General features: G+C 59.4%; 22 protein-coding genes. 15 read left to right on the top strand and 7 right to left on the bottom strand.

Translation table 11 applies throughout. The features are described 5' to 3' along the window. Positions 1 to 33 precede the first annotated feature (33 nt). Positions 34 to 321 carry a hypothetical protein gene (locus FQ182_RS07975; RefSeq protein WP_149412174.1) on the top strand — a complete coding sequence of 96 codons (288 nt, stop codon included), beginning with the start codon at positions 34 to 36 and terminating at the stop codon, positions 319 to 321. Positions 322 to 412: 91 nt separating this feature from the next. Here FQ182_RS07975 and FQ182_RS07970 read toward each other — a convergent pair whose 3' ends face one another. Then, complete coding sequence (locus FQ182_RS07970; RefSeq protein WP_149412173.1) at positions 413 to 2,467, bottom strand: S9 family peptidase; 2,055 nt, start codon at positions 2,465 to 2,467, stop codon at positions 413 to 415. Positions 2,468 to 2,558: 91 nt separating this feature from the next. Here FQ182_RS07970 and FQ182_RS07965 point away from each other — a divergent pair, with 91 nt between their 5' ends. The 3 genes from FQ182_RS07965 to FQ182_RS07955 are packed head-to-tail and all read left to right on the top strand — an operon-like array spanning position 2,559 to position 4,399. Then, positions 2,559 to 3,038 (top strand): MFS transporter, encoded by a 480-nt coding sequence (locus FQ182_RS07965; protein WP_256666161.1) that lies wholly within the window; start codon positions 2,559 to 2,561, stop codon positions 3,036 to 3,038. 30 nt (positions 3,039 to 3,068) lie between these two features. After that, positions 3,069 to 3,845, top strand: a complete 777-nt coding sequence (locus tag FQ182_RS07960) for a class II glutamine amidotransferase (protein ID WP_149412171.1) — start codon at positions 3,069 to 3,071, stop codon at positions 3,843 to 3,845. 11 nt (positions 3,846 to 3,856) lie between these two features. Next, positions 3,857 to 4,399 carry a DUF2937 family protein gene (locus FQ182_RS07955; RefSeq protein WP_133101838.1) on the top strand — a complete coding sequence of 181 codons (543 nt, stop codon included), beginning with the start codon at positions 3,857 to 3,859 and terminating at the stop codon, positions 4,397 to 4,399. Between the two features lie 57 nt (positions 4,400 to 4,456). Here the strand turns inward: FQ182_RS07955 and FQ182_RS07950 are convergent, their stop codons facing one another. After that, positions 4,457 to 5,386 (bottom strand): LysR family transcriptional regulator, encoded by a 930-nt coding sequence (locus tag FQ182_RS07950; protein WP_149412170.1) that lies wholly within the window; start codon positions 5,384 to 5,386, stop codon positions 4,457 to 4,459. A gap of 178 nt (positions 5,387 to 5,564) precedes the next feature. Here FQ182_RS07950 and FQ182_RS07945 point away from each other — a divergent pair, with 178 nt between their 5' ends. The 3 genes from FQ182_RS07945 to FQ182_RS07935 are packed head-to-tail and all read left to right on the top strand — an operon-like array spanning position 5,565 to position 7,929. Continuing rightward, positions 5,565 to 6,308 (top strand): 5-oxoprolinase subunit PxpA, encoded by a 744-nt coding sequence (locus FQ182_RS07945; protein ID WP_149412169.1) that lies wholly within the window; start codon positions 5,565 to 5,567, stop codon positions 6,306 to 6,308. Beyond that, a complete protein-coding gene (gene pxpB / locus FQ182_RS07940) occupies positions 6,305 to 7,009 on the top strand; it encodes a 5-oxoprolinase subunit PxpB (protein WP_149412168.1) in 705 nt (234 codons plus the stop codon). Before FQ182_RS07945 ends, pxpB begins: the two co-directional genes overlap by 4 nt. Continuing rightward, positions 7,006 to 7,929, top strand: a complete 924-nt coding sequence (locus tag FQ182_RS07935) for a biotin-dependent carboxyltransferase family protein (protein ID WP_149412167.1) — start codon at positions 7,006 to 7,008, stop codon at positions 7,927 to 7,929. Before pxpB ends, FQ182_RS07935 begins: the two co-directional genes overlap by 4 nt. Positions 7,930 to 7,956: 27 nt before the next feature. On the opposite strand, the gene FQ182_RS07930 is transcribed toward FQ182_RS07935, so the two are convergent. From FQ182_RS07930 to FQ182_RS07920, 3 genes are all read right to left on the bottom strand, one after another. Further along, positions 7,957 to 9,135 (bottom strand): VWA domain-containing protein, encoded by a 1,179-nt coding sequence (locus tag FQ182_RS07930; RefSeq protein ID WP_133101833.1) that lies wholly within the window; start codon positions 9,133 to 9,135, stop codon positions 7,957 to 7,959. An 18-nt stretch (positions 9,136 to 9,153) separates the two neighbouring features. Continuing rightward, positions 9,154 to 9,999 carry a MoxR family ATPase gene (locus FQ182_RS07925; RefSeq protein WP_133101832.1) on the bottom strand — a complete coding sequence of 282 codons (846 nt, stop codon included), beginning with the start codon at positions 9,997 to 9,999 and terminating at the stop codon, positions 9,154 to 9,156. A gap of 142 nt (positions 10,000 to 10,141) precedes the next feature. After that, the gene (locus FQ182_RS07920; RefSeq protein ID WP_149412166.1) at positions 10,142 to 11,218 is read right to left on the bottom strand and encodes a DUF748 domain-containing protein; all 1,077 of its coding nucleotides are present in this window, start codon (positions 11,216 to 11,218) and stop codon (positions 10,142 to 10,144) included. A gap of 125 nt (positions 11,219 to 11,343) precedes the next feature. Between FQ182_RS07920 and cysK the strand changes: the two genes are divergently transcribed. From cysK to FQ182_RS07905, 3 genes are all read left to right on the top strand, one after another. After that, complete coding sequence (gene cysK / locus FQ182_RS07915; protein WP_149412165.1) at positions 11,344 to 12,318, top strand: cysteine synthase A; 975 nt, start codon at positions 11,344 to 11,346, stop codon at positions 12,316 to 12,318. A gap of 227 nt (positions 12,319 to 12,545) precedes the next feature. After that, complete coding sequence (locus tag FQ182_RS07910; RefSeq protein ID WP_149412164.1) at positions 12,546 to 13,484, top strand: aspartyl/asparaginyl beta-hydroxylase domain-containing protein; 939 nt, start codon at positions 12,546 to 12,548, stop codon at positions 13,482 to 13,484. Positions 13,485 to 13,991: 507 nt separating this feature from the next. Further along, the gene (locus FQ182_RS07905) at positions 13,992 to 14,852 is read left to right on the top strand and encodes a DMT family transporter (protein ID WP_149412163.1); all 861 of its coding nucleotides are present in this window, start codon (positions 13,992 to 13,994) and stop codon (positions 14,850 to 14,852) included. Positions 14,853 to 14,883: 31 nt separating this feature from the next. Here the strand turns inward: FQ182_RS07905 and FQ182_RS07900 are convergent, their stop codons facing one another. Beyond that, on the bottom strand, positions 14,884 to 15,780 hold the full coding sequence (locus FQ182_RS07900) for a DMT family transporter (protein ID WP_149412162.1): 897 nt from the start codon (positions 15,778 to 15,780) through the stop codon (positions 14,884 to 14,886). Between the two features lie 182 nt (positions 15,781 to 15,962). On the opposite strand from FQ182_RS07900, the gene aceK reads away from it, so the two are divergent. Next, positions 15,963 to 17,696 (top strand): bifunctional isocitrate dehydrogenase kinase/phosphatase, encoded by a 1,734-nt coding sequence (gene aceK / locus FQ182_RS07895; protein WP_149412185.1) that lies wholly within the window; start codon positions 15,963 to 15,965, stop codon positions 17,694 to 17,696. A gap of 34 nt (positions 17,697 to 17,730) precedes the next feature. On the opposite strand, the gene FQ182_RS07890 is transcribed toward aceK, so the two are convergent. Further along, on the bottom strand, positions 17,731 to 19,614 hold the full coding sequence (locus tag FQ182_RS07890; RefSeq protein ID WP_149412161.1) for a restriction endonuclease: 1,884 nt from the start codon (positions 19,612 to 19,614) through the stop codon (positions 17,731 to 17,733). A 309-nt stretch (positions 19,615 to 19,923) separates the two neighbouring features. On the opposite strand from FQ182_RS07890, the gene hrpA reads away from it, so the two are divergent. The 4 genes from hrpA to FQ182_RS07870 all read left to right on the top strand — a co-directional run bounded on the left by hrpA (position 19,924) and on the right by FQ182_RS07870 (position 26,157). Beyond that, positions 19,924 to 23,835, top strand: a complete 3,912-nt coding sequence (hrpA, locus tag FQ182_RS07885; protein WP_149412160.1) for an ATP-dependent RNA helicase HrpA — start codon at positions 19,924 to 19,926, stop codon at positions 23,833 to 23,835. Positions 23,836 to 24,060: 225 nt separating this feature from the next. Beyond that, entirely contained in the window at positions 24,061 to 25,182 is a 1,122-nt protein-coding gene (locus tag FQ182_RS07880) for a beta-ketoacyl-ACP synthase III (protein WP_149412159.1), read from the top strand. Positions 25,183 to 25,315: 133 nt separating this feature from the next. Continuing rightward, positions 25,316 to 25,930 carry an RNA polymerase sigma factor gene (locus FQ182_RS07875; protein ID WP_149412158.1) on the top strand — a complete coding sequence of 205 codons (615 nt, stop codon included), beginning with the start codon at positions 25,316 to 25,318 and terminating at the stop codon, positions 25,928 to 25,930. Further along, a complete protein-coding gene (locus tag FQ182_RS07870) occupies positions 25,924 to 26,157 on the top strand; it encodes an anti-sigma factor (RefSeq protein ID WP_149412157.1) in 234 nt (77 codons plus the stop codon). Before FQ182_RS07875 ends, FQ182_RS07870 begins: the two co-directional genes overlap by 7 nt. The last annotated feature ends 144 nt before the right edge of the window (positions 26,158 to 26,301 follow it).

Here is a 26,301-nt window from a genome sequence, read left to right as displayed (position 1 = left end):
TTACGGCATTACCGTCAGGCCATGGAGCCATCGATGAAGTGCAGCATTCTAACGGTCATTGTAGGGAGCGCGCTCGCCCTTGGCAGTGCCGCCCATGCTCAGGAGTTGCAAACCGTGCCGAACACCCCCGCGTCCACCACGGGTTCGCCGGGCACTGCAACGCCCACACCTTATCCGCAAGTCACCCCGCCGACCACGCCAAAAGCTGTCGGTACCGGTGTGCCGCCCTTGGTACCGATCATATTGCCTACACCGCCCAAGGATCAGACGCTCCCAGGCTTGCAGCAGAACGACAGCAAACCCAAGACGCCCGGCGGCTAGAGCGGTTGCGGCAACAGTTGCCCGTCGGCTATACGCAGGGCATTCGCGCCTGGCGGTCATGTGTTCAGGCACGACCGCCGGTTGGCGTTCCTTAAATCAGCCCCAGCACCTTGAAAACAAATCCATATTCGAGTGCTACGTCACGTAATCCCTGGTAACGACCGCTCATGCCGCCGTGGCCGGCGCCCAGTTCGGTCTTGAGCAGCAGCAGGTTGTCGTCGGTCTTAGTGGCGCGCAGCTTGGCCACCCATTTGGCGGCTTCCCAGTACTGCACGCGGCTGTCGTTGTACCCGGCGATCACCAGGGTCGCCGGGTACGCCTGGGCGCTGACGTTTTCGTAAGGCGCGTAGGCCTTGATGCGTTCGTACACCTCGGGCTCCTGGGGATTGCCCCATTCGTCGTATTCGGTGACGGTCAGCGGCAGCTCCGGGTCGAGCATGGTGTTAAGCACATCGACAAATGGCACTTCGGCAATCGCCGCCTGGAACAGCTCCGGGCGCTGATTGAGCACCGCGCCGATCAACAGGCCGCCAGCACTGCCGCCGCTGATGGCCAGTTGCTTGGAAGTGGTCAGGCCTTGGGCGATCAGGTGTTCGGCGCAGGCAATAAAGTCGCTGAAGGTGTTCTGCTTGTGTTCCTGCTTGCCGGCGCGGTACCAGGCTTCCCCCAACTCACCGCCGCCGCGTACGTGGGCAATGGCGAAGGCCACGCCTCGGTCCAATAGACTCAGGCGTGCATGGGAGAACCACGGGTCGAGGCTTTCACCGTAGGCGCCATAGCCGTACAGATACAGTGGCGTTGGCTGACCCAACTGGTCGCGTTTGACCACAAGGCTGATAGGCACCTGGGTGCCATCGGCCGACGTTGCCCACAGCCGTTGGCTGACGTAGTCGTCGGCATTGAACGCGCCCAGTACCGGAGTTTCCTTGAGCACCTGCTGCGCGCCTGTGGCCAACTCCAACTGACGAACCTGGGCGGGACGGTTCAACGCCTCATAGCGCAGGCGGATCTTGTCGCTGACAAATTCCAGGCTGTTTTGCACGTACAGGCTGTAGGCCGCGTCTGGCAGTTCCACGCGGTAGGCAGGCAGGCCCTGGGGATGTACTTCGATGATCGGCAGGCCGCCGATGCGCAGGCTCAAGGTCATGGCTTTGGCATTGAGGCTCAAACCGTCGATCATCACCGTGTCGCTGTGGGGGATCAGGTTCTGCCAGTCGTCCTGGGTCGGCACGCTTGCGTTGTCGGCGGCCTGGAACAGGGCGAAGTTGATGCCGTCGCGGTTGCTGCGAATAAACCAGGTCCACTGGTCATCGAGCTTGCCGTGGTCGACGTCGTACTCATGGCCTTCGACCCGTGGCGCCAGGCAGGTAAAAGCCTGCTGTGGCTGGTTGGCGTCCAGAGCCCAGACTTCGCTGGTGGTCTTGCTGCCCAAAGACAGCAGCAGTTGCCGTTCGGAGCTGGATCGGTAGCAGTGCATGAAGAAACGTCCGTCCGGCTCATGGAACACTTCTTCGGCGGCGGTGCCGTCCAGGCGATAGCGATACAGCTTGTGCGGGCGGTGGGTGTCGTCCAGCTCACCGAAAAACAGCGTCAGGCTGTCGTTGGCCCAGGTCATGCTGCCGTCGCAGTCTTCGAACGCAAGTTCGCTGACTTTACCGGTGGCCAATTCCTTCACGTACAGGGTGTAAATCTCTTCGCCGCTGGTATCCAGGCTGTAGGCCAGGCGCTGGTGGTCCGGGCTGATGCTGAAGGCCCCGAGGGAGAAGAAGCCGCCATTGGCCAGCGCGTTCGGGTCGAGCAGCAGTTCTTCAGTGCTTTCATCCACCTGCTGGCTGTCATCGGTAGGGCGCGGGCAGCGGTAGTGGCGAGCGTATTCGTCGCCGGCCGTAGTGCGTGTGTAATACAGGTACGGGCCCCAGGGCGAGGGCAGGGACAGGTCGGTTTCGAGGATACGGCCCTTGATCTCTTCAAACAGGGTTTCGCGCAAGTCGTGCTGATCGGCCAATTGCGCCTGTTGCCAGGCATTCTCGGCTTTCAGGTAGTCGAGCACCTCGACGCTGTCGCGTTCCTGCAACCAGGCGTACGGGTCGGCGCCTGGGGCCTTGCGGGCGATCGGGGCGGCAGTGACGTGGGTCGATGGAGGCATGGATCACTCTCTGTCAGGCGGTTGGCCGACGGCGGTTGCAGCCGCAGCGCTGAAAAGCCGTTATCATACCGGCCTGTTTGCCTACCTTGCCATGGACACCATGACCGAGAACGACTATCTGACCGCTTGGGGCCTCTACGCCTTCGCCGCTTTGGGCTGCCTGCTGGTGTGGTTTCGCATGACCCGCTGGATCTGGCGCTGGTTGCGCGAACCGTTGCGGTTGCTGATGGTAGTGCTGCTGTTAAGCCCGACCATTGTCGACCCGGTCAAGGAACAGTTTGCCCCAGCCGTGGCCATCACCGCCCTGGACCTGGTGCTCAAGGTCGGCAACAACGCCTGGCGAGCGATCTCAGATTTATTCATGTACACGATGATTGCCTTCGCCGTGTACCTGGTGTTTGTGCTGATCCGCTGGCCCATCGAGCGTGCCGCCAAGGCCCGTCGTGAACAGAAGGCTGCTGTGGCGGCCCAGGTGGCGGCCGAACCCGAGGACGATGAGCCTTTCGGTGGCGATCGTTATGGTCGTCCGGCTGCCCCGGTCAGCGGTATGCGGGTCGAACCGCGTCTTTAACGTCGTCTGCCCTGCATCGAGAATCCTGGCATGTGTGAATTATTGGGCATGAGTGCCAACGTACCGACCGATATTGTCTTCAGCTTCACCGGGCTGATGCAGCGGGGCGGGCGTACCGGGCCCCACCGCGACGGTTGGGGTATCGCCTTCTACGAAGGCCGTGGCCTGCGTTTGTTCCAGGACCCCGCCGCCAGCAGCGAGTCGGAAGTGGCCTTGCTGGTGCAGCGTTACCCCATCAAGAGTGAAGTGGTGATTGGCCATATCCGTCAGGCCAATATCGGCAAGGTGTGCTTGTCCAATACCCATCCGTTTGTCCGTGAGCTATGGGGCCGCAACTGGTGCTTCGCCCATAACGGGCAACTGGCGAACTTCAATCCCCGCGCCACTTTCTACCGTCCGGTCGGCGATACCGACAGCGAAGCGGCGTTTTGCGATTTGCTCAACCGTGTACGTGAGGCCTTTCCTGAGCCGGTGGACATCGAACAGGTGCTGCCGGACTTGATCGCGGCGTGCAGCGAATACCGCAGCAAAGGCGTGTTCAACTGCCTGCTCAGTGACGGTGACTGGCTGTTTTGCTATTGCTCGACCAAACTGGCGCAGATCACCCGTCGCGCGCCCTTTGGTCCTGCGCGGTTGAAAGATGTCGATGTGATCGTCGATTTTCAGGCCGAAACTACCCCTAATGACGTGGTGACGGTGATTGCCACCGAACCCTTGACCGAAAACGAGACCTGGACCCGCTATGAACCGGGCCAGTGGAGCCTGTGGCGGCGCGGCGAATGCGTCAGCCAAGGTAAAACCGAGTAAGGACGTCGATTATGTTGCTCAGTTATCTGCGATTGGTGCTGTTCGCCATTGGCCTGTTGGTCGGTGTGCAAGTGCCTGGGTTTGTCAGCGACTACGCCAAGCGGGTGGAAGCCCATTTGATCGAGGCCCAGACTGGCTTGCGCGGTTTTGAAAGCACCGCGCAACAGTTCTTCAAGGGCGACTTGCAGGCCCTGGTGGCCCATTACCGCGCCAGCGATGACCCGGTGTTTCGCAGCGATGCCAACAGCCTCGGCACCTTGCTCGACCGCCAGTTGGCGTTGGACAAGCAGTTCCAGGCGATGCAAGGGCCCTGGTACATCCGCGTCCTGCAAGTGGCGGTGGCCGCCGACCCGGATATTCGTCGTGAAACCTGGGATGGCTACAGCTACCAGATCCTCCTGACCCCCGAAGCCATGGGCTGGGGCCTGGGCGGGGCGATGCTGCTGTCGTTTGGCCTGGAATGCCTGTTTCGCCTGATCGACTGGGTGGTGCTCGGCGGCAAGCGCCTGCGCCAGAGTCGGCCGATTGAAGAGCGAAATTTGAAGGGATTGTAAGACGGACGTCGCTTGATCTCTGATCACTCCCACGCTCTGCGTGGGAACGATCAAAGGTTATGCGCCGGTCGAAGGCTTGCTGAGTACCATCAATTCTTCTCCAACCTTCTGCGCATACCGCCCCGCCACGGTCTGGCACAGCGCAACCATCTCATCCACCAGCTCCACGCCGACCCGCCATGACACCACCACCTGCAAGTTCGGCGGGCGTTGCGCCATCGGTAGCATGACCAATTCCCCGCGCGCCAGTTCTTCGCTGACCAGTACCGGTGGCAAGGCGCCAATACCGAAGCCGTCCCGCAGCAAGCGGGTGATGGCCGACACCGAGTTCACGCAGTTCATCCGCGGCGCGGCCACGCCGTTGGCCTGCATCAGGCTGAGCACGTCCTGGTGGGGATGGGAGTTTTTCGAATAGGTGATGATCCGTTCCTGGGCCAGCTCGGCGAGGGACGCGTACTCGCGGTTGTAGATTGAGTGACTGGCGACGATCCAGCCCATGGGATGGCTGGCCAGCTCCAGGCTGCGCAGGGTTTCCTGGCGCAGCAGGTCGGTTTGCAGGATCAGGTCGAGAAAGCCTTTTTGCAGCTGATCGCAGAGGTTCAGCGCGGTATCGGCCACCAGCTCGATTTCTACCAGCGGAAAGTGCTCCATCAACTCCGTCATCAGCGGGCTTAGCCAGGTGTGGATCACCGTGTCCATCACCCCGATGCGGATACGTCCGACCTTGCTGCTGGTGGTTTCCAAAGACTGCTTGAGGCCTTGCATGGTGACCATCATTTGCTCGGCATAATCGAGCACCTTCAAGCCTTCAGGGGTTAGGCTCACGCCTCGTGAATCGCGCAGGAACAGCTTCACCCCCAGTTCGCTTTCCAGGACGGCAATGCGGCTGGAAATGGAGGCCTGGGTGGTGAAGAGTTTCTCGGCGGTGAGGCGAAAACTCTTGAGCCGGGCCACCCAGACGAAGGTTTCGAGGAACTTCAAATTCATGGGATCAACTTTTTCTTATGCATGAAGCGGTTTTTATTAGTTGGACGCAGCACAGGGCAAGCGCCAAAAATCGAGCCGTCTCACGATAAGCGTCGTAGGGGCTCAGGACAACAGCGTTGCGAGATCTTGGTAAAAGATCCCACACTACAAAATAATAAAGCCTACAGGAGTCCTCACCGTGAGCCGCCTGCTATTGAACTGCGACATCGGCGAAAGCTTTGGCAACTGGACCTTGGGTCTGGATGCCGAGGTCATGCCGTTCATCGATTGCGCCAACGTTGCCTGCGGCTTTCACGCCGGGGACCCGAGCATCATGCGCAAGACCGTCAGCCTGGCGCTTGAGCATGGCGTGCAAATCGGCGCGCACCCGGCGTACCAGGACCTGGCAGGTTTCGGTCGTCGCTCCATGGCCTACACCCCCCAGGAAATTCAGGACCTGCTGCATTACCAGATCGGCGCCCTCGACGGTATTTGCCGGGCTCAGGGTGGTCGGGTCAGCTACGTCAAACCCCATGGCGCGATGTACAACGACATGATGGCCAAACCGGCCCAACTGCGTGCGGTGATCCAGGCCGTGGCGGCGTACGACGCGAGCTTGCCGCTGATGCTGATGGCCACCCGTGACAACAGCGCGGCCCAGGCCTTGGGCGATGAGTATGGTGTGACCCTTTGGTTTGAAGCCTTCGCCGACCGCGCCTACGACAACGCCGGGCACCTGGTCTCGCGCCAACTGCCGGGGGCGGTGCATCACGACCCTGAAAAAATTATCGAGCAGGCGTTGATCATCGCCCGTGGCCAAGCGCTTGTGGCCAGCGACGGCAGCGCCTTGCACCTGGATGCCAACACCCTGTGTGTGCACGGTGATAACGCCAGTTCGGTGGCGGCGGTCCAGCGCATTCGCGAGGCGTTGAAACCGCGATGAAATTGCGCATTGAAGTGGTTGCCATCGACTGTCTGATGGTGCGCCTGTTTGACTCGATTGCCGAAGACAACATGCCCTGGATGCTCGCCGCCACGCGCCGCTTGCGGGAAGTTTTTGGAGCGGCTTTGGTGGATCTGGTACCGTCCTACACGACGTTGATGGTGCATTACGACCTGACCGAATTGACCCCGGCCCAGGCGCGCGAGCTGATCTCCCACGCATTGACCGACTTGCAGCCTGAACCCAAGGGCAGCGGGCAGTGCCATGTGTTGCCGGTCTGGTACGACCTGAGTGTCGGCCCGGAACTGACGTTGCTGGCCCAGCGCAGCGGTCTGGCGGTGGAAGAGGTGATTCGTCGTCACAGCCAGCATGAGTACCAGGTGTTCGCCCTGGGCTTTGCCCCTGGGTTTGCCTTTATGGGATTAGTGGACGAAATACTCGCGGCGCCACGGCTGAACACTCCACGCAAACGGGTGGCGGCCGGCAGTGTCGGTATCGCCGAGCGACAAACCGCCGCCTACCCGGTGGTTTCACCGGGTGGCTGGAACCTGATCGGCCGCACTCCGGCCAAACTGTTCGACCGCGAGCGCGACGGTTACAGCCTGATGCAGCCGGGGGATACCGTCCGTTTCGAGGCCGTCAGCCATGCCGAGTTCATCAACCAGGGTGGCGATGACACGCCGTTGGAGGCGCAGGTATGAGCCGCTTGTTGATTGAGGCTGGCACTCCGCTGTGCCTGTTGCAGGACGCCGGGCGCTTTGGTGTCAGGCATTTGGGCGTGACCCAGGGCGGCGCGTTGGATTGGGTATCGATGTCGTGGGCCAACTGGCTGCTGGGCAACTCATTGGATGCGCCGGTGGTGGAAGTGACGTTGGGCGGGTTTACCGTGCTGGCAGAGGATTACTGCCTGTTGGCGTTGGCCGGTGCGGACCTGGGGGCTTATGTAGATGAGCGCCTGGTGAGCCCTGGACGCAGCTTTATTCTGCAGAAGGGTCAGCGATTACGTTTTACCCAGCCCTTTAGTGGTGCGCGAGCTTACCTGGCGGCGCCGGGCGGATTTGATGCGCCGAAGGTGCTGGGCAGTTGTGCCAGTGTGGTTCGCGAAGAGCTGGGCGGGTTGGATGGCTTTGGTCGAGCCTTGGCCGAAGGTGCGTACCTGGCCTATTTCGGGACGGGAGGCACTGTGCGGTCGTTGTCCTGCGACCAGCAGCCGAACCTTCAATCCAGGGCGCCGCTGGACGTGATCATCGGTGCACAGATCGGTCAGTTCAGCGGCCAGAGCCTGTTCGACGCATTTAACACCGACTGGACCCTCGATAGCCGTGCCGACCGCATGGGTATGCGTTTACTCGGCACGCCGTTGCAGTATCAAGGCCCGTCGTTGATCTCAGAGGGCATCCCGCTGGGGGCGATCCAGGTACCGCCAGACGGCCAGCCGATCGTGTTGCTCAATGACCGGCAGACCATTGGTGGCTATCCGCGATTGGGGGCGTTGACGCCGTTGGCGCTGGCACGCCTGGCGCAGTGTTTACCGGGTGAGAAGGTGAGGCTGGCGCCGGTGGTGCAGGAGACGGCGCATCGGCAGCAGGTCGAGTATTTGCAGCGGCTTGCTCGGAATTGATCATTCCCACGCTTTGCGTGGGAACGATCATTTAGACAAAAACCGCATCCCCTCTTCCAACCCGCGCAAGGTCAGCGGATACATCTGGTCCTCGATCAAATCCCGAACGATATTGGTCGAGGCCGTATAACCCCAAGTGTCTTTGGGGTACGGATTAATCCAGATCAGCTTCTTGTACTTCGCCATGAAGCGCTGCATCCACACATACCCCGGCTCCTCGTTCCAGTGCTCGACGCTGCCGCCGGCCTGGGTAACTTCATAGGGCGCCATGGACGCATCGCCGATGAAGATCACTTTGTAGTCGGCGCCATACTTGTTCAGCAAATCCTGGGTCGAGGTGCGTTCCGAACCCCGGCGCATGTTGTTCTTCCACACCGATTCATAAATGAAGTTGTGGAAGTAGAAATACTCCAGGTGCTTGAACTCGGTCTTGCAGGCCGAGAACAGCTCTTCGCAGATCTTCACGTGGGCGTCCATCGAGCCGCCGATATCGAACAGCAATAGCAGCTTGATGGTGTTGCGCCGTTCCGGGCGCATCTGGATATTCAGCAACCCGGCATCGCGGGCGGTGTGGTCGATGGTGCCGTCGATATCCAACTCTTCCGCAGCGCCTTGGCGGGCAAACTTGCGCAGGCGACGCAGGGCGATCTTGATGTTGCGGGTGCCCAGTTCCACTGAGTCATCGAGGTTCTTGTACTCGCGCTGATCCCAGACCTTGACCGCCTTGCCCTGGCGCTTGCCGGCATCGCCGACGCGAATGCCTTCGGGGTTGAAACCGCCGGAGCCGAACGGGCTGGTGCCGCCGGTGCCGATCCACTTGTTGCCGCCGGCATGGCGTTCCTTTTGTTCTTCCAGGCGTTTCTTGAACTCTTCGATCAGCTTGTCCAGGCCTCCCAGGGACTGGATCTGCGCCCGTTCTTCATCGCTCAGAGAGCGTTCGAACTCCTTGCGCAACCAGTCCTCGGGAATCAGTGCCTGCAGGTGGTCGTCGAGTTTCTCCAGGCCATTGAAGTAGGCACCGAAAGCCCGGTCGAATTTGTCGAAATGCCGTTCGTCCTTCACCAGGATCGCCCGGGACAAGTAGTAAAACTCGTCCATGTCGGCGAAGGTCACCCGCTGTTTCAGGGCGTTGATCAGGTCCAGCAGCTCGCGCACCGACACTGGTACCTTGGCTGCACGCATTTCATTGAACAGGTTGAGCAACATGGCGATCGCCTCGGATGATCAGCGATTGCCGCGACGGCTCATGAACGCCAGGCGCTCAAGCAGTTGCACGTCTTGCTCGTTCTTCACCAGGGCGCCGGCCAGGGGCGGGATGGCCTTGGTCGGATCGCGCTCGCGCAGTACCGCTTCGCCGATGTTGTCGGCCATCAACAGTTTCAGCCAGTCCACCAGTTCGGAGGTGGAGGGCTTTTTCTTCAGGCCTGGCACCTTGCGTACGTCGAAGAACACGTCCAACGCTTCGCTGACCAGGTCTTTTTTGATGTTGGGGTAGTGCACGTCGACGATTTTTTGCAGGGTGATGCGGTCCGGGAAGGCGATGTAGTGGAAGAAGCAGCGACGCAGGAAGGCGTCCGGCAGCTCTTTCTCGTTGTTGGAGGTAATGATGATGATCGGGCGTTTCTTGGCCTTGATGGTCTCGTCGATCTCGTAGACGTAGAACTCCATCTTGTCGAGTTCTTGCAGTAGGTCGTTGGGGAACTCGATGTCGGCCTTGTCGATTTCATCGATCAGCAGAATCACCCGCTCCTCGGATTCGAACGCTTCCCAGAGCTTGCCCTTTTTCAGGTAGTTGCGTACGTCGTGAACCTTGTCCACACCCAGTTGCGAGTCCCGCAGACGGCTGACCGCATCGTACTCGTACAGGCCCTGGTGGGCCTTGGTGGTGGACTTGATGTGCCAGGTGATCAGCCGGGCGCCGAAGGATTCGGCCAATTGCTCGGCGAGCATGGTCTTGCCGGTGCCGGGTTCGCCCTTGACCAGCAAGGGACGTTCCAGCGTGATGGCGGCGTTGACGGCCAGTTTCAGGTCATCGGTGGCAACGTAGGCCTGGGTGCCTTCGAACTTCATCTATCAATCCTCGAACGTGACGCCGAGCGGCTCCGGGCCGGCCAGCCAAGTATTCAGCATGGCTGCGACTATACCGCGCAGCCCCGGCGACTGTGAACGCAGACGGGCTATTCAGTCTCTGAATGGAGCGTCACATCCTGACTTAGTCCGCGCTGGGTTTGGGCTGTTCATAGCGAGCGTTAAATGCCTGGATAAAGCCGTTGCGTAAAATCTGCCAAAACGCCTGGAACGCGCTGATATCTTGCTGGTGGACGCTGCCATTTAGCTCAACGCGAGTGGCGAACTGGTTCTTGCCTTGGTTTTTCAGCACCGTCTCACTGACGCCGACCAGCGCTTCCCAGATAGAGCGGAAGATGCCCTTGTCTTTGTTTTCCACGTCCTGTTGCCAGTTGAATATTTCGACATCGCGCAGCAATGGCTTTATATAGCCGCTCAACTGGCCTTTTTTGGCCTGGGCTTCGATCACCACGTCGCCGGTGCCTGAGCTGAAGTCGAATCTGCCATAGGCCGAGGCGAAATCATTCATGCGTTTGAGTTGGATGTCTCGGGCACGAAGGCGCAATTCGAAGTCTTCGAAATTGCTTAGCGGGTCGAAGGTGGCCGTGGCTTCGAGCGGCGCATGCCCCAGCAGCAGGGCCTTGCCGTCGAAGCGGGCGTCGCGTTGGCCTTTGACGTCCACCACGTTGGTCAGATTGTAGAAACTGGCGTTGACTTGGGTGGCGTCCATTTTGACCGGCGGCTTGGAATTGAAATTATGGAAGGAAATTTGCCCATCGTTGATGCGCACCTCGTTGAGGGTGATGGGCAACAGTTTTCCCAGTTGCGCCCGCCAGTCAGTGCCTTGACCTGTCTGGGAAGCCTGTTTGTTGGCGCCGCCGTCGACAAAGTTGAGTTCCGGCTTGATGAACTGCACCTCAGCCACCACCGCGTGGTCGTACCACAGCGAATGCCAGCTCACCGACAGGTCGATTACCGGCGCCTTGACGAACGGTACCGGTACCTTGCCGTCGACCTTGACGATCTGCAGGCCGTTGATGCGGTAGGCGCCACGCCACAAGGCCAGGTCGACATCGGTCACCTGTCCACGGTAATCGCCCATGTTGGCGATTTTTTCATTCAGGTAATTGCGTACCAGATAGGGCAGGACGATATCCAGCGCCACCAGTAGCAGCACAAGCCCGGCCACGGTCCAGATTGGCCAACTGTATCGACGTTTCATAGAGGGTTCTCCAGCGGTATAGGTGGTTGACTGCGCCTGGCTCTGGACGTTCGTCTTGACTGGACGCCTTGAGGCACGAGGCATACCCTTGGGGCCTTCCTAAAAGCTGCTTTAAGGACCCCGTTATGAGCCGCATTTTTGCAGACAACGCGCACTCCATCGGTAACACGCCCCTGGTTCAGATCAACCGCCTCGCGCCTCGGGGCGTGACGATTCTGGCCAAGATCGAGGGGCGTAACCCTGGGTACTCGGTGAAATGCCGGATCGGCGCCAACATGATCTGGGACGCCGAAAGCAGCGGCAAACTCAAGCCTGGCATGACCATCGTCGAGCCTACGTCGGGCAATACCGGGATCGGCCTGGCGTTTGTCGCCGCTGCCCGTGGCTACAAGTTGCTGCTGACCATGCCGGCCTCCATGAGCATCGAGCGGCGCAAGGTACTCAAGGCCCTCGGCGCCGAACTGGTGCTGACCGAGCCGGCCAAAGGCATGAAAGGTGCCATCGAAAAGGCTGGCGAGATCCTCGCCAGCGACATGACCAAATACTTTATGCCGGCCCAGTTTGAAAACCCGGCCAACCCGGCAATCCACGAGAAAACCACTGGCCCGGAAATCTGGAACGACACCGATGGCGCTGTTGATGTGTTGGTGGCGGGTGTAGGTACCGGCGGCACAATCACCGGGATTTCCCGCTACATCAAGCTGACCCAGGGCAAACCGATCCTTTCGGTGGCTGTGGAGCCGATCAGTTCGCCGGTGATTACCCAGGCGTTGGCTGGCGAAGAAATCAAACCCAGCCCCCACAAGATCCAGGGGATTGGTGCCGGTTTCGTGCCGAAGAATCTTGATCTGTCGATGGTGGACCGGGTTGAGTTGGTCAGTGACGACGAGTCCAAGGTTATGGCCCGCCGCTTGATGCAGGAGGAGGGGATTCTTTGCGGTATCTCCTGCGGCGCGGCGATGGCGGTGGCGGTGCGTCTGGCAGAGAAGCCGGAGATGCAGGGCAAGACTATCGTGGTGATACTGCCGGACTCCGGTGAGCGTTACCTGTCGAGCATGTTGTTCAGTGATTTGTTTACCGACCAGGAAAACCAGGCTTGAGATGCTAATGAGCAGGGTTGTGCCCGTTGTTTCAGGGTTGACCCGTGTCAGCCCTGTTTTGATGTGCCTTATGCATAATTGACCGCTTTCGCGCGGCCCTTAATACCGATTGTTGGATTGCGCGGGTTTTTCCGAAGGCCTGGAGTGTTTATCATGGCCGTCTGCTATGTCTGGTTTCCCGTCAATGGGAGTCTGTGGACCAGACGCCTATTTCCAGGAGTTGCTGCATGACCTTTTTTTTGGTTGCCAAGCTGTCGGTGTTGCTGCTGTTTATTGGCAGCACGCTTTATGTGCATTTGCGCGGGAAGGCACGTTTGCCGGTGTTGCGTCAGTTCGTCAACCACTCGGCGCTGTTCGCCCCGTATAACGCCTTGATGTACATCTTTTCCGGCGTGCCGTCCAAGCCGTACCTGGATCGCAGCAAGTTCCCGGAACTGGACGTGCTCAAGGACAACTGGGAAGTGATCCGCGACGAGGCCATGCACCTGTTTGACGAGGGCTACATCCGCGCCGCCGACAAGAACAACGACGCTGGGTTTGGCTCGTTCTTCAAGAAAGGCTGGAAGCGTTTCTACCTCAAGTGGTACGACAAGCCGCTGCCATCGGCCGAGTTGCTTTGCCCGAAAACCGTGGCTCTGGTCAGCAGTATCCCCAACGTCAAGGGCGCCATGTTTGCCCTGTTGCCTGGCGGTAGCCACCTCAACCCGCACCGGGACCCGTTTGCTGGTTCCCTGCGTTATCACCTGGGCTTGTCGACGCCCAACTCTGACGATTGCCGCATCTTTGTTGATGGCCAGATCTACGCCTGGCGAGACGGCGAAGACGTGATGTTCGACGAGACCTACGTGCACTGGGTGAAGAACGAAACCGAGAAAACCCGGGTGATTCTGTTCTGCGACATCGAGCGGCCATTGAGCAGCCGACTGATGACGCGCATCAACCGCTGGGTCAGCGCCCAACTGGGTCGCGCCACTGCTCCGCAGAATCTTGACGATGAGCGCGTTGGAGGGATCAACCGGGCCTATGCCTGGAGCAAGCGTTTCAGCGACAGCTTCAGTGGTGTAATCAAACAGTGGAAGCGTCGCCATCCAAAGGCCTACCGTGTCATGCGGCCGGTGCTGGCGGTGGTGGTGTTGACGGCGTTGGGGTATTGGTTGTTTGGTTGAGTGTTTTTCAGGCATAAAAAACCGCTCGGATGAGCGGTTTTTTTATGCTTTTTATTTGTCAGGGCTGCCAGCCAATAGGCTTGGTTCTTCAATGCTTCCTGTCATGGTCGCATTGAGGAAGCGAGGCCTGTCACCCATTGTCCTTACTGGTCTTTTGGCGAAGTCGTTGCAAGGCATGTCGCCGGATGGTTATAGTCGGCACTCGGTGTTTCACAGCACCCTCCACCTCTTCAAAAAAGATCAGCCCATGCCAGCTTCCCAGCGCGTAGCGGTAATCGATTCAGCGGTCAACGCTGTGGTCGTGCCGTGCGGGAATCAGCAGCCTGCGCAGATCGGCCAGTATCCCCCACCTGTCAGTAGCACGCCGGTGTACGCAGTCGTATCACCGCCTGGCGTTGGCATTTCGGGCTGATCAGCTACCTGCTGCTCTCCCGCGCCCGCCTGAAAAAAACTACTGAATTTCAGCCTTTGCTGAGTTGGCTTTTTGCCTGATCACAGGTGGTACCCATGTCTGTTCTTTCGAAACAATCCGTGGCCGCGGCGGCCTCGACGAGCCTGTTTGTCCTGCTGTGGAGCAGTGGGGCGATTTTCTCCAAGCTGGGCCTGGCCCATGCTTCAGCCTTTGCCTTTCTACTGATTCGTTTTGCCATTGCCCTGCTGGGGCTGGTGATCCTGGTGCCGATCCTCAAGCTCAAGCTGCCACAGTCGGGCAAGGCGATGCGTTATGCGGTTGCCACCGGCCTGGTGTTGTTGGGGGCCTATCAGATTTTCTATCTGTTGGCCCTGGATCTGAAAGTCACCCCTGGCGTCATGGCGACCATCATGGGCGTGCAGCCGATCCTGACCGTGGTGCTGGTGGAGCGCCAGCGCTCCTGGAGCCGGATGTTCGGCCTGGCGCTGGGGTTGGCGGGGTTGATCATGGTGGTCTACCAGGGCATCGGTTTGTCCGGCATGTCCCTGGCAGGGATGCTCTTTGGCCTGTTGGCCCTGGCGAGCATGACCCTGGGTTCCATCATGCAGAAACGCATCACCGATAACCCATTGGGTACGCTGCCGGTGCAGTACTTGGCAGGTTTGTTGTTGTGCTCGGTGTTTGTGCCGTTCCAGCCCTTTCACTTCGAACACAACGTGGGGTTTTATGGGCCGGTGTTGTGGATGGGGTTGGTAGTCTCGCTGCTGGCGACGCTGCTGCTTTACCGGCTGATCGCCAGGGGCAATCTGGTGAATGTCACCAGCCTGTTCTACCTGGTGCCGGCGGTGACGGCGGTGATGGATTACCTGATCTTTGGCAACCGGCTGGCGATGTTGAGTCTGCTGGGGATGGGGCTGATCATCGTTGGGTTGGTGTTCGTGTTTCGTAAAAGCTGATCGGTAGCTGAAGGGGCGATTGATCTCGCCCCTACAGCTTCTTGGCCAACTTCCCCGGCCTGAGCACCAGCCACAACGCCCCCGCAATCAACACCCCGCCATACAGATGGGCCATGGACAACGGTTCATCCAGCAACAGCGCGCCCCACAACACCCCGAATGGCGGAATCATGAACGTAACAGTCATGGACTTCACCGGCCCGATGGAGGTCAGCAAACGGAAGTACAGAATGTAGGCAAAGGCCGTACACACCAGCCCCAATCCCAGCAAGGACAGCCATACGTTCCAGCCCCCCCAACTGGCTGGCGGCTGGCTGATAGCGCTGTAGGCAAACCATGGCAGCAGAAACAGCGTCGCGCCGAGCATGCTACCCAGGGCGGAAAGTCGACTGTCCAGGCCTCCCTGTTGATCCAGCCAGCGCCGGGCGAGAAACCCTGCGAACCCATAGCAGGTGGTCGCCAGTAGGCAGGCGAGGGCGCCCATCAGCAGTTCCATGTCGAATGCCATCGGTCCTGCGCGGGTCAGGATGCCGACGCCAAACAGACCCAGGCACACCCCGGCAATCTTCGATGGTGTCAGCCGCTCGCTGAAAAACAGCCCGCCAATCAACACGCCCATCAATGGCGTGGTTGCATTGAAGATTGCCGAGTAACCCGCCGGCAATACCTGGGCGGCCACTGAGTACATGGTCGCGGGAATCCCCGAGTTGATCACTCCCAGCAACAGTACGGTCTTGAACTTGCCTTGAAAATCCCAGCGCACCCGCATCATGGCGAGGATCACCAGCAGGCCGGTGGCGGCAATCGAGACCCGAAAGAATGCCGTAGGAATCGTGCCGATTTCCGGGGCGATAATCCGCATGAACAGAAAGCTTGCGCCCCAGATGGCGGCCAGCACCAGCAGGTGCAGGGTGTCGACAGGTCTCACGGACAACTCCTTTTTAACAAGGCCGAGAGTGTTGCCTACCGACCTACCTGACACAATCGCTAATAACTATTTAATGTACGAAATGAACAAAGGTGTACAGGGCGAGCTGCAAGATTGCGCTTCTCCTGCTCCCCTACACTGGCTAAGCTCAGGTCTTCCGAATGCCCGCAGAGGTCTCCGATATGCCGCAGCAAACGCCAGCCATCGACACCGCGCTCTCCATCGCAACAGTGATCCTCGATGGCTTCGACGACTACCGCGAGCATTTTCGCCAGATCACCGACGGCGCCCGGCAGCGCTTTGAAAAAGCCCAGTGGCAACAAGCGCAAGTGGCGTCGGCGGCGCGTATCAACCTCTATGAAGAGAAGGTCGGCGAAGTGACCGCACGGCTGCAGGCAACCTTCGATGATGAGCCGCTGTTCGACGTCAAATCCTGGCCCTTGGTGAAAAGCGCCTACATCAGCCTGATCGACCTGCGCTTTGACGATGAACTGTCGGAGACCTGGTACAACTCGATCTTTTGCGGGCTGTTCAGCCACGACCTGATCAGCGACGGCTGCATGTTCATCCACACCACCCGGCCAAGCCTGCGCCGGGCCCGTGCGGCGCAAACCCGCATCTACAAGCCTCAAGGTAAACTTTCGGGCATGCTGGAGCAGATCTTCGCCGACTACAGCTTTAGTGAGCCCTACGCGGACTTGCCCGCCGACCTGCGCCGACTCGAAGGACAGTTGCGCGAAAACCTGCCGGATTGGGTGTGCAAGGACCCGGACCTTAACGTTGAACTGTTTTCCTCGGTGCTCTACCGCAACAAAGGCGCTTACCTGGTAGGGCGTATCTATACCCGCGACGAGCAATGGCCGCTGGTGATTCCGCTGCTGCACCGAGAGGGGCGCGGTATCCAGATCGATGCGCTGATCACCGACGAAGCCGATGTGTCGATCATCTTCTCGTTCACCCGTTCCTATTTCATGGTGGATGTGCCGGTGCCAGCGGAGTTTATCGGCTTCCTCAAGCGCATCCTTCCGGGCAAGCATATCGCCGAGTTGTACACCTCCATCGGCTTCTACAAACACGGCAAGTCCGAGTTTTACCGGGCACTGATCAACCACCTGGCCACCACCGACGACCAATTCATCATGGCGCCCGGCGTGCGCGGCATGGTCATGAGCGTGTTTACCCTGCCGGGCTTTAACACTGTGTTCAAGATCATCAAGGACCGCTTTTCACCGTCAAAAAACGTCAACCGCGCCACGGTGATCGAGAAGTACCGGTTGGTGAAGAGTGTCGATCGGGTCGGGCGCATGGCCGATACCCAGGAGTTCGCCGACTTCCGCTTCCCCCTGAGCAAGTTCGAACCCGAGTGCCTGGCCGAACTGCTGGAAGTGGCGGCGGGCACCGTCGAGCTTGAAGGCGACACAGTGTTGATCCGCCATTGCTGGACGGAGCGGCGCATGACGCCGCTCAACCTCTACCTGGAAAACGCCAACGACGCCCAGGTGCGCGAAGCCCTGGAAGACTATGGCCTGGCGATCAAGCAACTGGCGGCGGCGAATATCTTTCCTGGCGACATGTTGCTGAAAAACTTTGGCGTGACCCGTCACGGTCGCGTGGTGTTTTATGACTACGACGAAATCTGCTTTCTGACCGAAGCCAACTTCCGCCATATCCCGGCACCGCGTACTCCGGAAGATGAAATGGCCTCGGAGCCGTGGTATTCCATCGGGCCGCTGGACGTGTTTCCCGAGGAGTTTCCACCGTTTCTGTTTGCCGATGCCGGCCAACGCCGGCTGTTCGACGAATTGCACGGCGAGTTATACAACGCCGATTACTGGAAAGGCCTGCAGGAAGCGATTCGAGCCGGGAAGGTGATTGATGTGTTTCCGTATCGGCGCAAGGGGTTGGATAACGAGTAGGGTGGCAGGCGAGCTGCTGCCCTGGGTTGCTTGGTTATGTGGGCTCCCACTGGCGACTCAAAGGCTCGTTGTCGGCGGTGCCGTTGTTCAAGGCTTGCAAATGCGCCTCATAGCCGGCCCTGACGGACGCCGGTACGCCAACCACTGGTGTCTGCACGGGAAGCTTGCTGGCCCCTTCGGTGACTACCTTGTCGATAAAGTTCTGGTGACCAAGGTGGCGGGTGCCTATCACCTCATCAATGAAGCGGCTGGCCTGGGTGTTGTTGATGTTGGGGTATCGATCGGCGATACCGGCTCGCAGCATGGTGCGATCGTCGGCGGTGAAGTTGTTTTCGCCATTAGCGACATAAGCAGGCATCAGTCCTGACAGGGCGGCGGTGGAGGCCTTCACCGTGCCGAGCTGAGGAGAAACAACCACCGACGGCACCTGGTTCAACGTCTGGTTTTCCACTTCTCCCGCGACGCCGCGGGCCCCTTTTTTATCGATGGCTTGCTGCTGGAAATAGTCGCGAGCCGCCAGGTAGTCCGATACTTGATTGTGTAAGACCTGCATCGTTGGGGCAGTGGCCGTGTTTACCGGCCAGGTTTGCAGATGAGCCTGAATGTCTTGCGAGCTTGCACCCTGAAGTATCAGCCGTGACAGCTCTTCGCCGGGTTGGCCTGGAAGCTTTTCCAGTTGCTGGAAAATTCGCTCGGCCGCATGGTCCAGATAGCTGTGCTGAACATTTTCGGCCAACTGCGCTACCGCTGCGCCGACTATGATCAGGCCGTTGCTGCTGTTGCTGCCTCGGCTTTGTAGACCCACCACCGTCTTGAAGGGCTGGTCGCTGTAGACCTGATCGTAGTCGTAAACAGGCTCCAGCTTCCCAAGCAGCTCGCCCAGGATGGCGCCGGCGCTTCCCGATTTTTGGATATCCTGCCCCAGGGCATACACGTAGTAGTCGGCGTTCAGGGTTTTACGGGGTTCTTGAGGCTTGTCGCCGGGTATGCTGTAGCTCAGCCGCAACGGCGGGCCTTTTGTGTCAGCGTTTGGGCGGATGTCCAGTGCATCGACTGAAATCAGGTTGTTTTTTGCTACCACGGGGGCAAATTTCAGTTGATGTCCGTCCAGCAGCACCGGCTTGGTGTTGCGGATCAGCCAATCGACTTTCGCCCCCAACTCTGCGGCGCGCTCGACCGCGTCGATACCGGCGTTGGGGCCGTGCACCACTACCGTCTTGCCGGCGAACTTTTCAGGATTCCTATCGGTGGCCCGCATGAACTCGTCCAGGTCCAATACATTGCTGCGCAAGGCCTCCTGCTGATGCAGGCGTATATTGCCCAGGCGTTTTTCCGCCAGGGTCTGTGGGCCGTCGTTGTTCCATAGGCTGGTGTGTGGGCCGGCGCCCATACCCAGCACTACTTGGCGGCTGTCCAGGGCCTGGCCGTTATCCAAGCGGATTTGATAGGTGCCGTTTTTCAGTTGGCTGATGGATATGACCTGCGCGGGCAGGTGTTCTGCCCCCAGCTCTTTTGCTCGCTCCAGTTGGTGCTGGTTACCGGCTGCAAACTCGCCCCGATCAGCGTAGCCGGGGTCGTAGGTGGGTGCCTGCTGACCCCATTGGCTGATGATTTCATGTTGGTGATTGATGTAACCCTGGCCACGAACATTCGCCGACCATGGTTCTTCCTGGCCGATAATGCTGACCTTACCCCGCAAGGGCGATGTCTGGCCGTCTGCGGCAAATCGGCTATTCAGTTCATTGGCCAGATAAGCCACGCTGCTGCCAACGCCGACAAAGGTCAGGTCACGCAATCGATGAGGATCAAGGGGCTTGTCGACGTTGACAATAGCTTGGCTTGTTGTCGTGGTTGGCGTGAGGTGTGCAGCGCCTGCCCCTGAGGGCTGTGGGTCATGCAGTGTCTTTCCGAGTAGCATCAGGACAATCCTTTTAAAAGACCTCATCCACAGGAATAAAAAACTCTTCCCCGGTGTTGCCTATCGCAAGTGCTGCGAATATCAACGCCTCATTAGAGCGGTTCTCTCAATGGGAGCCGTAAGGATTGTTCTGAGTAAGTCCTGCTATATGTTCCCAACTTGAGTAGGAAGGCTCCTCAAAGGCGAAACGGACACCGGTGACAGACTCGTCTTTGCACGCCAAAGTCTGCGACAATCGCCCCCCTGAATTTTGCCGATCATGTCACCGCAGGCTTCCCCTGCCTTACTAAAAAGACCTTTGCGTACCTGATGACTGACCAAGCGCCCGCTATCGACCAACTGCTGAAAAACCTTGATCACGCCATGCTCGCTGACCGCCAGCGCTTGCGTCGGCAGTTGCTTGAGCTGCGCAAGAAGCCCGATGAGGACAAGCTTGCCCAGTGGGTGACACGCATGCAGGCTTCCTGCGCCCAGGTAGAGGCGCGGCGCGCGAGTCTGCCGCTGATTCGCTATGACGACAGCCTGCCCATCGCCGCCAAGCGCGACGAGATCAAGGAAGCGCTGCTCAAGCATCAAGTGCTGATCATCGCCGGTGAAACCGGCTCGGGTAAAACCACGCAATTGCCGAAGATTTGCCTGGAGATCGGCCGTGGCCAATACGGCTTGATCGGTCATACCCAGCCCCGACGAATTGCCGCGCGCAGCGTGGCGAGCCGGGTCGCTGAAGAGTTGGCTACACCGTTGGGCTCATTGGTCGGCTATCAGGTGCGGTTCGAGGACCAAAGCGATTCCAACACCCTGATCAAACTGATGACCGACGGCATACTGCTGGCGGAAACCCAGAACGACCGCTACCTCGAACGCTACGACACCATCATCGTCGACGAAGCCCACGAACGCAGCCTGAACATCGACTTTCTGCTGGGCTATCTGAAAATCTTGCTGCCGCGTCGCCCGGACCTGAAAGTCATCATCACCTCGGCCACCATCGACCTGGAGCGCTTTTCCAAGCATTTCAACGATGCGCCGATTGTCGAGGTTTCTGGCCGTACCTTCCCGGTAGAAACCTGGTACCGCCCGCTGACCCTGGAACAGGACGAAGAGGGCAACCGTATCGAGGACGACTTGACGGTGGACCAGGCGATTCTGGCCACCCTCGATGAAATCGCTGCTTTTGAGCGCAGCGAGCGCAAGAGCCCTGGCGATGTGCTGGTGTTCCTGCCCGGCGAGCGAGAGATTCGCGATGCCGCCGACATGCTGCGCAAGGCCCAGCTCAAACACACCGAAATCTTGCCGCTGTATGCGCGCCTGTCCCCGGCTGAACAGCAGCGGATTTTCCAGTCCCATCCAGGCCGGCGCGTGGTGCTGGCGACCAACGTCGCTGAAACCTCATTGACGGTGCCGGGCATTCGCTACGTGATCGACAGCGGTACCGCGCGCATCAGCCGCTACAGCTATCGCGCCAAGGTCCAGCGCCTGCCCATCGAAGCTGTGTCCCAGGCCAGCGCCAACCAGCGTAAAGGTCGTTGCGGACGGGTCGAGCCGGGCATCTGCGTGCGGTTGTACAGCGAAGAAGATTTTATCGGGCGCCCGGAGTTCACTGACCCGGAAATCCTGCGTACTAACCTCGCAGCGGTGATCCTGCAGATGCTGCACCTGCGCCTGGGCGAGATCACCGATTTCCCGTTTATCGAGCCACCCGATGGCAAGGCCATTAGCGACGGTTTCAACCTGCTGCAAGAGCTGTCGGCGGTGGACCGCAACAGCCAGCTGACGCCGATGGGCCGGCAACTGGCGCGCCTGCCGGTGGACCCGCGCATGGGCCGCATGTTGCTGGAAGCGGCCAAGCTTGGCAGCTTGCAGGAGGTATTGATCGTGGCCAGCGCCATGTCGATCCAGGACCCGCGCGAGCGCCCGCCGGAGCGCCAGCAAGCGGCTGATCAGGCCCACGCGCAATGGAAGGACATCGATTCCGACTTCGCCGGGCTGGTCAATCTGTGGCGTGGCTTTGAAGAGCAGCGCCAGGCATTGACCGCCAGCCCACTGCGCAATTGGTGTCGCAAGAATTTCCTGAATTACCTGCGTTTGCGCGAATGGCGCGACTCCCATCGCCAATTGAGCCTGATCTGCCGTGACATGCAGTTGACCCTCAATAAAGAGCCCGCCGACTACCCGAAATTGCACAAGGCGGTGCTGTCTGGCCTGCTCAGCCAGATCGGCCAGAAGACCGAAGACGGCGACTATCTCGGCGCCCGTCAGCGGCGCTTCTGGATTCATCCGTCCTCGGGGCTGGGCAAGAAACGCCCGCAATGGCTGATGGCCGCCGAACTGGTGGAAACCACCAAGCTGTATGCGCGGATGGTGGCCAAGATCGATGCCGACTGGATCGAGCCTTTGGCCGGTCACCTGATCAAGAAAAACCACTTCGAACCTCATTGGGAGAAGAAGCGCGGGCAGGTGGTGGCTTTTGAACAGATCACCCTGTTCGGGCTGATTGTGGTGGGCCGCCGGCCGGTGCATTACGGGCCGATCGATCCGGTCACTTCCCGCGAGCTGTTTATCCGCGACGGCCTGGTGCGTGGTGAGATCCTGTCCCGGGCCAAGTGCCTGACCGCCAATACGCTGCTGCTGGAGCAGCTCGACGAACTGGAAGCCAAGGCTCGTCGCCGTGACATTCTGGCGGACGAAGAAACCCTGTTTGCCTTTTATGACGCGCGCTTGCCGGCGGAGATTCACCAGACCGCGACGTTCGACAGTTGGTACAAGGTCAACAGCCAGAAAGACCCGCAACTGCTGATCATGCGCGAAGAAGACGTGCTGGCCCGCGAAGCCAGTGAAGTCACTGCCGCCCATTACCCAGACACCCTACACCTGGGCGACCTCGCCCTGGCCTTGAGCTATCACTTCGAACCCAACCATCCCCGGGATGGTGTGACCTTGCGTGTGCCGGCGCCGCTACTGCCGGCCTTGCCCGCCGAGCGCCTGGAATGGCTGGTGCCCGGCGTGATCGAAGCCAAGTGCATCGCCTTGGTGCGCAACCTGCCCAAGGCCCTGCGCAAAAACTTCGTGCCGGTGCCGGACTTCGTCAAGGCGGCGCTGCAACGCATCGAATTTGCCAACGGTTCGCTGCCACAGGCCCTGGGGCGCGAGTTGTTACGCATGACCGGCGCCCGGGTCAGCGATGAAGCCTGGGCCGAGGCTGCGCAGCAGGTGGAAAACCACCTGAAGATGAACCTGGAGGTGGTCGACGGCCAGGGCAAGTTCCTTGGCGAGGGCCGCGACCTGGCTGAGTTGACCGCGCGATTTGCCGAGGCCAGCCAGGCCGCCTTGGCGGTACCGCAGACCGCGAAAAGCCAGCAGCCGGTGGAGGCCAAGGTTTTCGCCGCCGTCGCCGAGAAAACTCAAGCGAAGATCGCCGGGTTGTCGATGACGGTCTATCCGGCGCTAGTGGAAGAAAACGGCATGGTCAAGGAAGGACGTTTCTCCACCGCCGTCGAAGCCGAGTTCCAGCATCGCCGCGCTTTGCAGCGTTTGCTGATGCAGCAATTGGCCGAACCGGCGAAATTCCTGCGGGGCAAGTTGCCCGGCCTGACCGAACTGGGGCTGATGTACCGCGAATTGGGGCGTATCGATGCGCTGGTGGAAGACATTCTGCTGGCCAGCCTCGACAGCTGCGTGCTGGAAGGGGAGGCGAGCCTGCCCCGCGATGGCGCCGGTTTGGCGGCCCTGGCCGAACGCAAGCGGGGCGCTTGGACTGAACACGCCGAGCGTCTGGCGCGCTTGACCCTTGAGGTGCTGAAGCTGTGGCACGCTCTGCAAAAACGCTTCAAGGGCAAGATCGATTTGGCCCAGGCGGTGGCGCTCAATGATATCAAGCAACAGTTGAGTCACTTGGTGTACCCAGGCTTTGTGCGGGAAACACCGGCGCAATGGTTCAAGGAGTTGCCGCGCTTCCTCAAGGCCATCGAGTTGCGCCTGGAGAAACTCCCAAGCCAGGTGCAGAAGGACCGGGTCTGGAGTTCTGAACTGAGCGGTTTATGGAGCCAGTACCAAACGCGCTTGAACAAGCACACCCAGGAAGGCAAGCGCGACCCGCAGTTGGAGCTATACCGATGGTGGCTGGAGGAATATCGAGTGTCGTTGTTTGCCCAGCAATTGGGAACAAAGGTGCCGATTTCTGATAAGCGCTTGAGTAAACAATGGAGCCTGGTGGAGGCGTGACCTGAATTTCGGGGGCGGGGCGCTATCGCAAAAGGCGCAAAAACCCCCGGTTTATGGCAAACTTCGCCGCTATAAATGCCAGGTTCGTCTAGATGGGTTGTTACAGCCACGACGCGATGGACTAAAGCGATTCCCGTTTGATGTCCGCGGGGCGGACTAGAACGACTTACGGTTTGGTACGACGGTACCAATACCTTCTGCCTGAACAGATTTAGAGGAACGACCGTGCATAACGTCGTCATCAGCGGCACAGGCTTGTACACCCCGGCCAACAGCATCTCCAACGAAGAGCTGGTGCAGTCTTTCAATGCTTACGTCCAACAGTTCAATGCCGACCATGCCGCCGCCATCGAGCAGGGCGACGTCCAGGCGCTGACCGAATCCAATGCCGCCTTTATCGAAAAGGCCTCGGGTATCAAGAGCCGTTTTGTCATGGACAAGGAAGGCATTCTTGACCCAAAACGCATGGCGCCACGCTTGCCCGAGCGCACCAATGACGAGTGGTCGATTCTTTGCCAAATGGCCATTGGTGCTGCCGAGCAAGCCTTGCAGCGGGCTGGCAAGACCGCCGCCGACATCGACGCAGTGATAGTTGCCTGTTCCAACCTGCAACGGGCTTACCCGGCCATCGCCATCGAAGTCCAGGAAGCCCTGGGGATTCAGGGTTTTGGTTTTGACATGAACGTGGCCTGCTCTTCAGCCACCTTCGGCATCCAGAACGCCTGCAACAGCATCAAACTGGGCCAGGCACGGGCGATCCTGATGGTCAACCCGGAAATCTGCACCGGCCATCTGAACTTCCGCGACCGTGACAGCCACTTCATCTTTGGCGACGCGGCCACGGCGGTGATTCTTGAGCGGGCTGACCTGGCTACCTCCGAGCATCAATTCGAGGTGGTAAGCACCAAATTACTGACCAAGTTCTCCAACAACATCCGCAACAACTTCGGCTTCCTCAACCGCGCTGCGGAAGAAGGCGTCGGTGCGCCGGACAAGCTGTTCGTGCAAGAAGGCCGCAAAGTTTTCCGGGATGTCTGTCCGATGGTTGCAGAATTGATTGGCCAGCACTTGACTGAAAACCAGTTGAGCGTGACTGATGTCAAGCGTTTCTGGCTGCATCAGGCCAACCTGAGCATGAACCACCTGATCGTCAAGAGGCTGCTGGGTCGTGAAGCCACGGAGGAAGAAGCTCCGGTAATCCTCGATACTTATGCCAACACCAGTTCGGCCGGTTCGGTGATCGCGTTTCATACTTACCAGGATGACTTGCCCAAGGGCGCTGTGGCGGTACTCAGCTCCTTTGGTGCCGGTTATTCGATTGGTAGTGTGATCCTGCGCAAGCGCTGATTCACCGGACGGACGCGGTCAGTGGGAGCGGGCTTGTCGGATCGCTGCATCGCAGCGATGCGACGATGCGACAAGCCCAGCTCCTACATTGACCGTATGTTTACCTGGAAATGTCTTTGTACCGAGGTCTTGAATGGCAGCAGCGGACGACGCGCACCTGCTCGAACGCTTGCTCAAGGGTGAGCAGCGGGCGTACAAGGAATTGGTCAGCACCTACCAGAGCGCCATGCGCGCTGTGGCTTATGCCATCGTTGGCCAGCGACATGCCGATGAGGTGGTGCAGGACGCCTGGTTCTCGGTGGTGCGCAACCTGGCGAAGTTCGAGGGGCGTTCGAGCCTCAAGACGTGGTTGCTGACTATCACAGCCAATTCGGCCAAGGGCCGCTACAAGCAAAACCGTCGGGAGGTGCTGCTCGATGACCTGCCGTCGCCGCACGGCACCGTCGGCGACGAGCGTTTTGCCGCCGGTGACGGCCACTGGCTGGTTGCCCCGTTTGCCTGGCACGAAGACACCCCCGAGGCGCTACTGACTGAAAACGAGCTGCGCGAATGCCTTGAGCACACGCTGCTGAGTCTTTCCCAATTGCAAAGCAGTGTGCTGCTGTTGCGTGAACGTCAGGGCCTGGAGTTGGAGGAGATTTGTAATCTTCTGGAAATTTCGCTCTCCAATGTCCGAGTGCTGCTGCATCGAGCACGGCTTAAGGTCTTCGCCACGGTGGAGCATTTTGAGGAAACCGGCGAATGTTGACCTGTAAAGAACAAGTGGCGCGCTCCAGTGACTATCTCGATGGGCAGTTGACCTTTCGTGAGCGCTTGCTGGTACGTCACCACTTGATGTTCTGCCCCAATTGCCGGCGCTTTATTCGCCAGATGCGCTTGATGCAGGCCACGCTACGGGTCATGCCCGAGCCACCGGTGGCGGGCATCGATGAGTTGGCCGAGCGCCTGGCTGCCGAGCGTTCCGGCAAGCCTTAGAGACTGACATTATTCATCGTCACACCGAGCCTGCGACGACCCTGGTCGCGGGTTTTTCTTCGCCCTTCAAAAACATCCGGGAAAAAATATTTCATTCCTGTCAGTTTTTTTCATGATTTTTTATCTGCCATTTCCGACACTTTT

The sequence above is a fragment of the Pseudomonas sp. ANT_H4 genome (assembly GCF_008369295.1).
In the GTDB taxonomy this organism is placed as follows: domain Bacteria; phylum Pseudomonadota; class Gammaproteobacteria; order Pseudomonadales; family Pseudomonadaceae; genus Aquipseudomonas.
This window is presented reverse-complemented; position numbering and strand designations above follow the sequence as displayed.

Coding starts and splice junctions, on each gene's coding strand:
- FQ182_RS07975 (WP_149412174.1), top strand. CDS start 34: ATGAAGTGCAGCATTCTAACGGTCATTGTAGGGAGCGCGCTCGCCCTT.
- FQ182_RS07970 (WP_149412173.1), bottom strand. CDS start 2,467: ATGCCTCCATCGACCCACGTCACTGCCGCCCCGATCGCCCGCAAGGCC.
- FQ182_RS07965 (WP_256666161.1), top strand. CDS start 2,559: ATGGACACCATGACCGAGAACGACTATCTGACCGCTTGGGGCCTCTAC.
- FQ182_RS07960 (WP_149412171.1), top strand. CDS start 3,069: ATGTGTGAATTATTGGGCATGAGTGCCAACGTACCGACCGATATTGTC.
- FQ182_RS07955 (WP_133101838.1), top strand. CDS start 3,857: ATGTTGCTCAGTTATCTGCGATTGGTGCTGTTCGCCATTGGCCTGTTG.
- FQ182_RS07950 (WP_149412170.1), bottom strand. CDS start 5,386: ATGAATTTGAAGTTCCTCGAAACCTTCGTCTGGGTGGCCCGGCTCAAG.
- pxpB (WP_149412168.1), top strand. CDS start 6,305: ATGAAATTGCGCATTGAAGTGGTTGCCATCGACTGTCTGATGGTGCGC.
- FQ182_RS07935 (WP_149412167.1), top strand. CDS start 7,006: ATGAGCCGCTTGTTGATTGAGGCTGGCACTCCGCTGTGCCTGTTGCAG.
- FQ182_RS07930 (WP_133101833.1), bottom strand. CDS start 9,135: ATGTTGCTCAACCTGTTCAATGAAATGCGTGCAGCCAAGGTACCAGTG.
- FQ182_RS07925 (WP_133101832.1), bottom strand. CDS start 9,999: ATGAAGTTCGAAGGCACCCAGGCCTACGTTGCCACCGATGACCTGAAA.
- FQ182_RS07920 (WP_149412166.1), bottom strand. CDS start 11,218: ATGAAACGTCGATACAGTTGGCCAATCTGGACCGTGGCCGGGCTTGTG.
- cysK (WP_149412165.1), top strand. CDS start 11,344: ATGAGCCGCATTTTTGCAGACAACGCGCACTCCATCGGTAACACGCCC.
- FQ182_RS07910 (WP_149412164.1), top strand. CDS start 12,546: ATGACCTTTTTTTTGGTTGCCAAGCTGTCGGTGTTGCTGCTGTTTATT.
- FQ182_RS07905 (WP_149412163.1), top strand. CDS start 13,992: ATGTCTGTTCTTTCGAAACAATCCGTGGCCGCGGCGGCCTCGACGAGC.
- aceK (WP_149412185.1), top strand. CDS start 15,963: ATGCCGCAGCAAACGCCAGCCATCGACACCGCGCTCTCCATCGCAACA.
- FQ182_RS07890 (WP_149412161.1), bottom strand. CDS start 19,614: ATGCTACTCGGAAAGACACTGCATGACCCACAGCCCTCAGGGGCAGGC.
- hrpA (WP_149412160.1), top strand. CDS start 19,924: ATGACTGACCAAGCGCCCGCTATCGACCAACTGCTGAAAAACCTTGAT.
- FQ182_RS07875 (WP_149412158.1), top strand. CDS start 25,316: ATGGCAGCAGCGGACGACGCGCACCTGCTCGAACGCTTGCTCAAGGGT.
- FQ182_RS07870 (WP_149412157.1), top strand. CDS start 25,924: ATGTTGACCTGTAAAGAACAAGTGGCGCGCTCCAGTGACTATCTCGAT.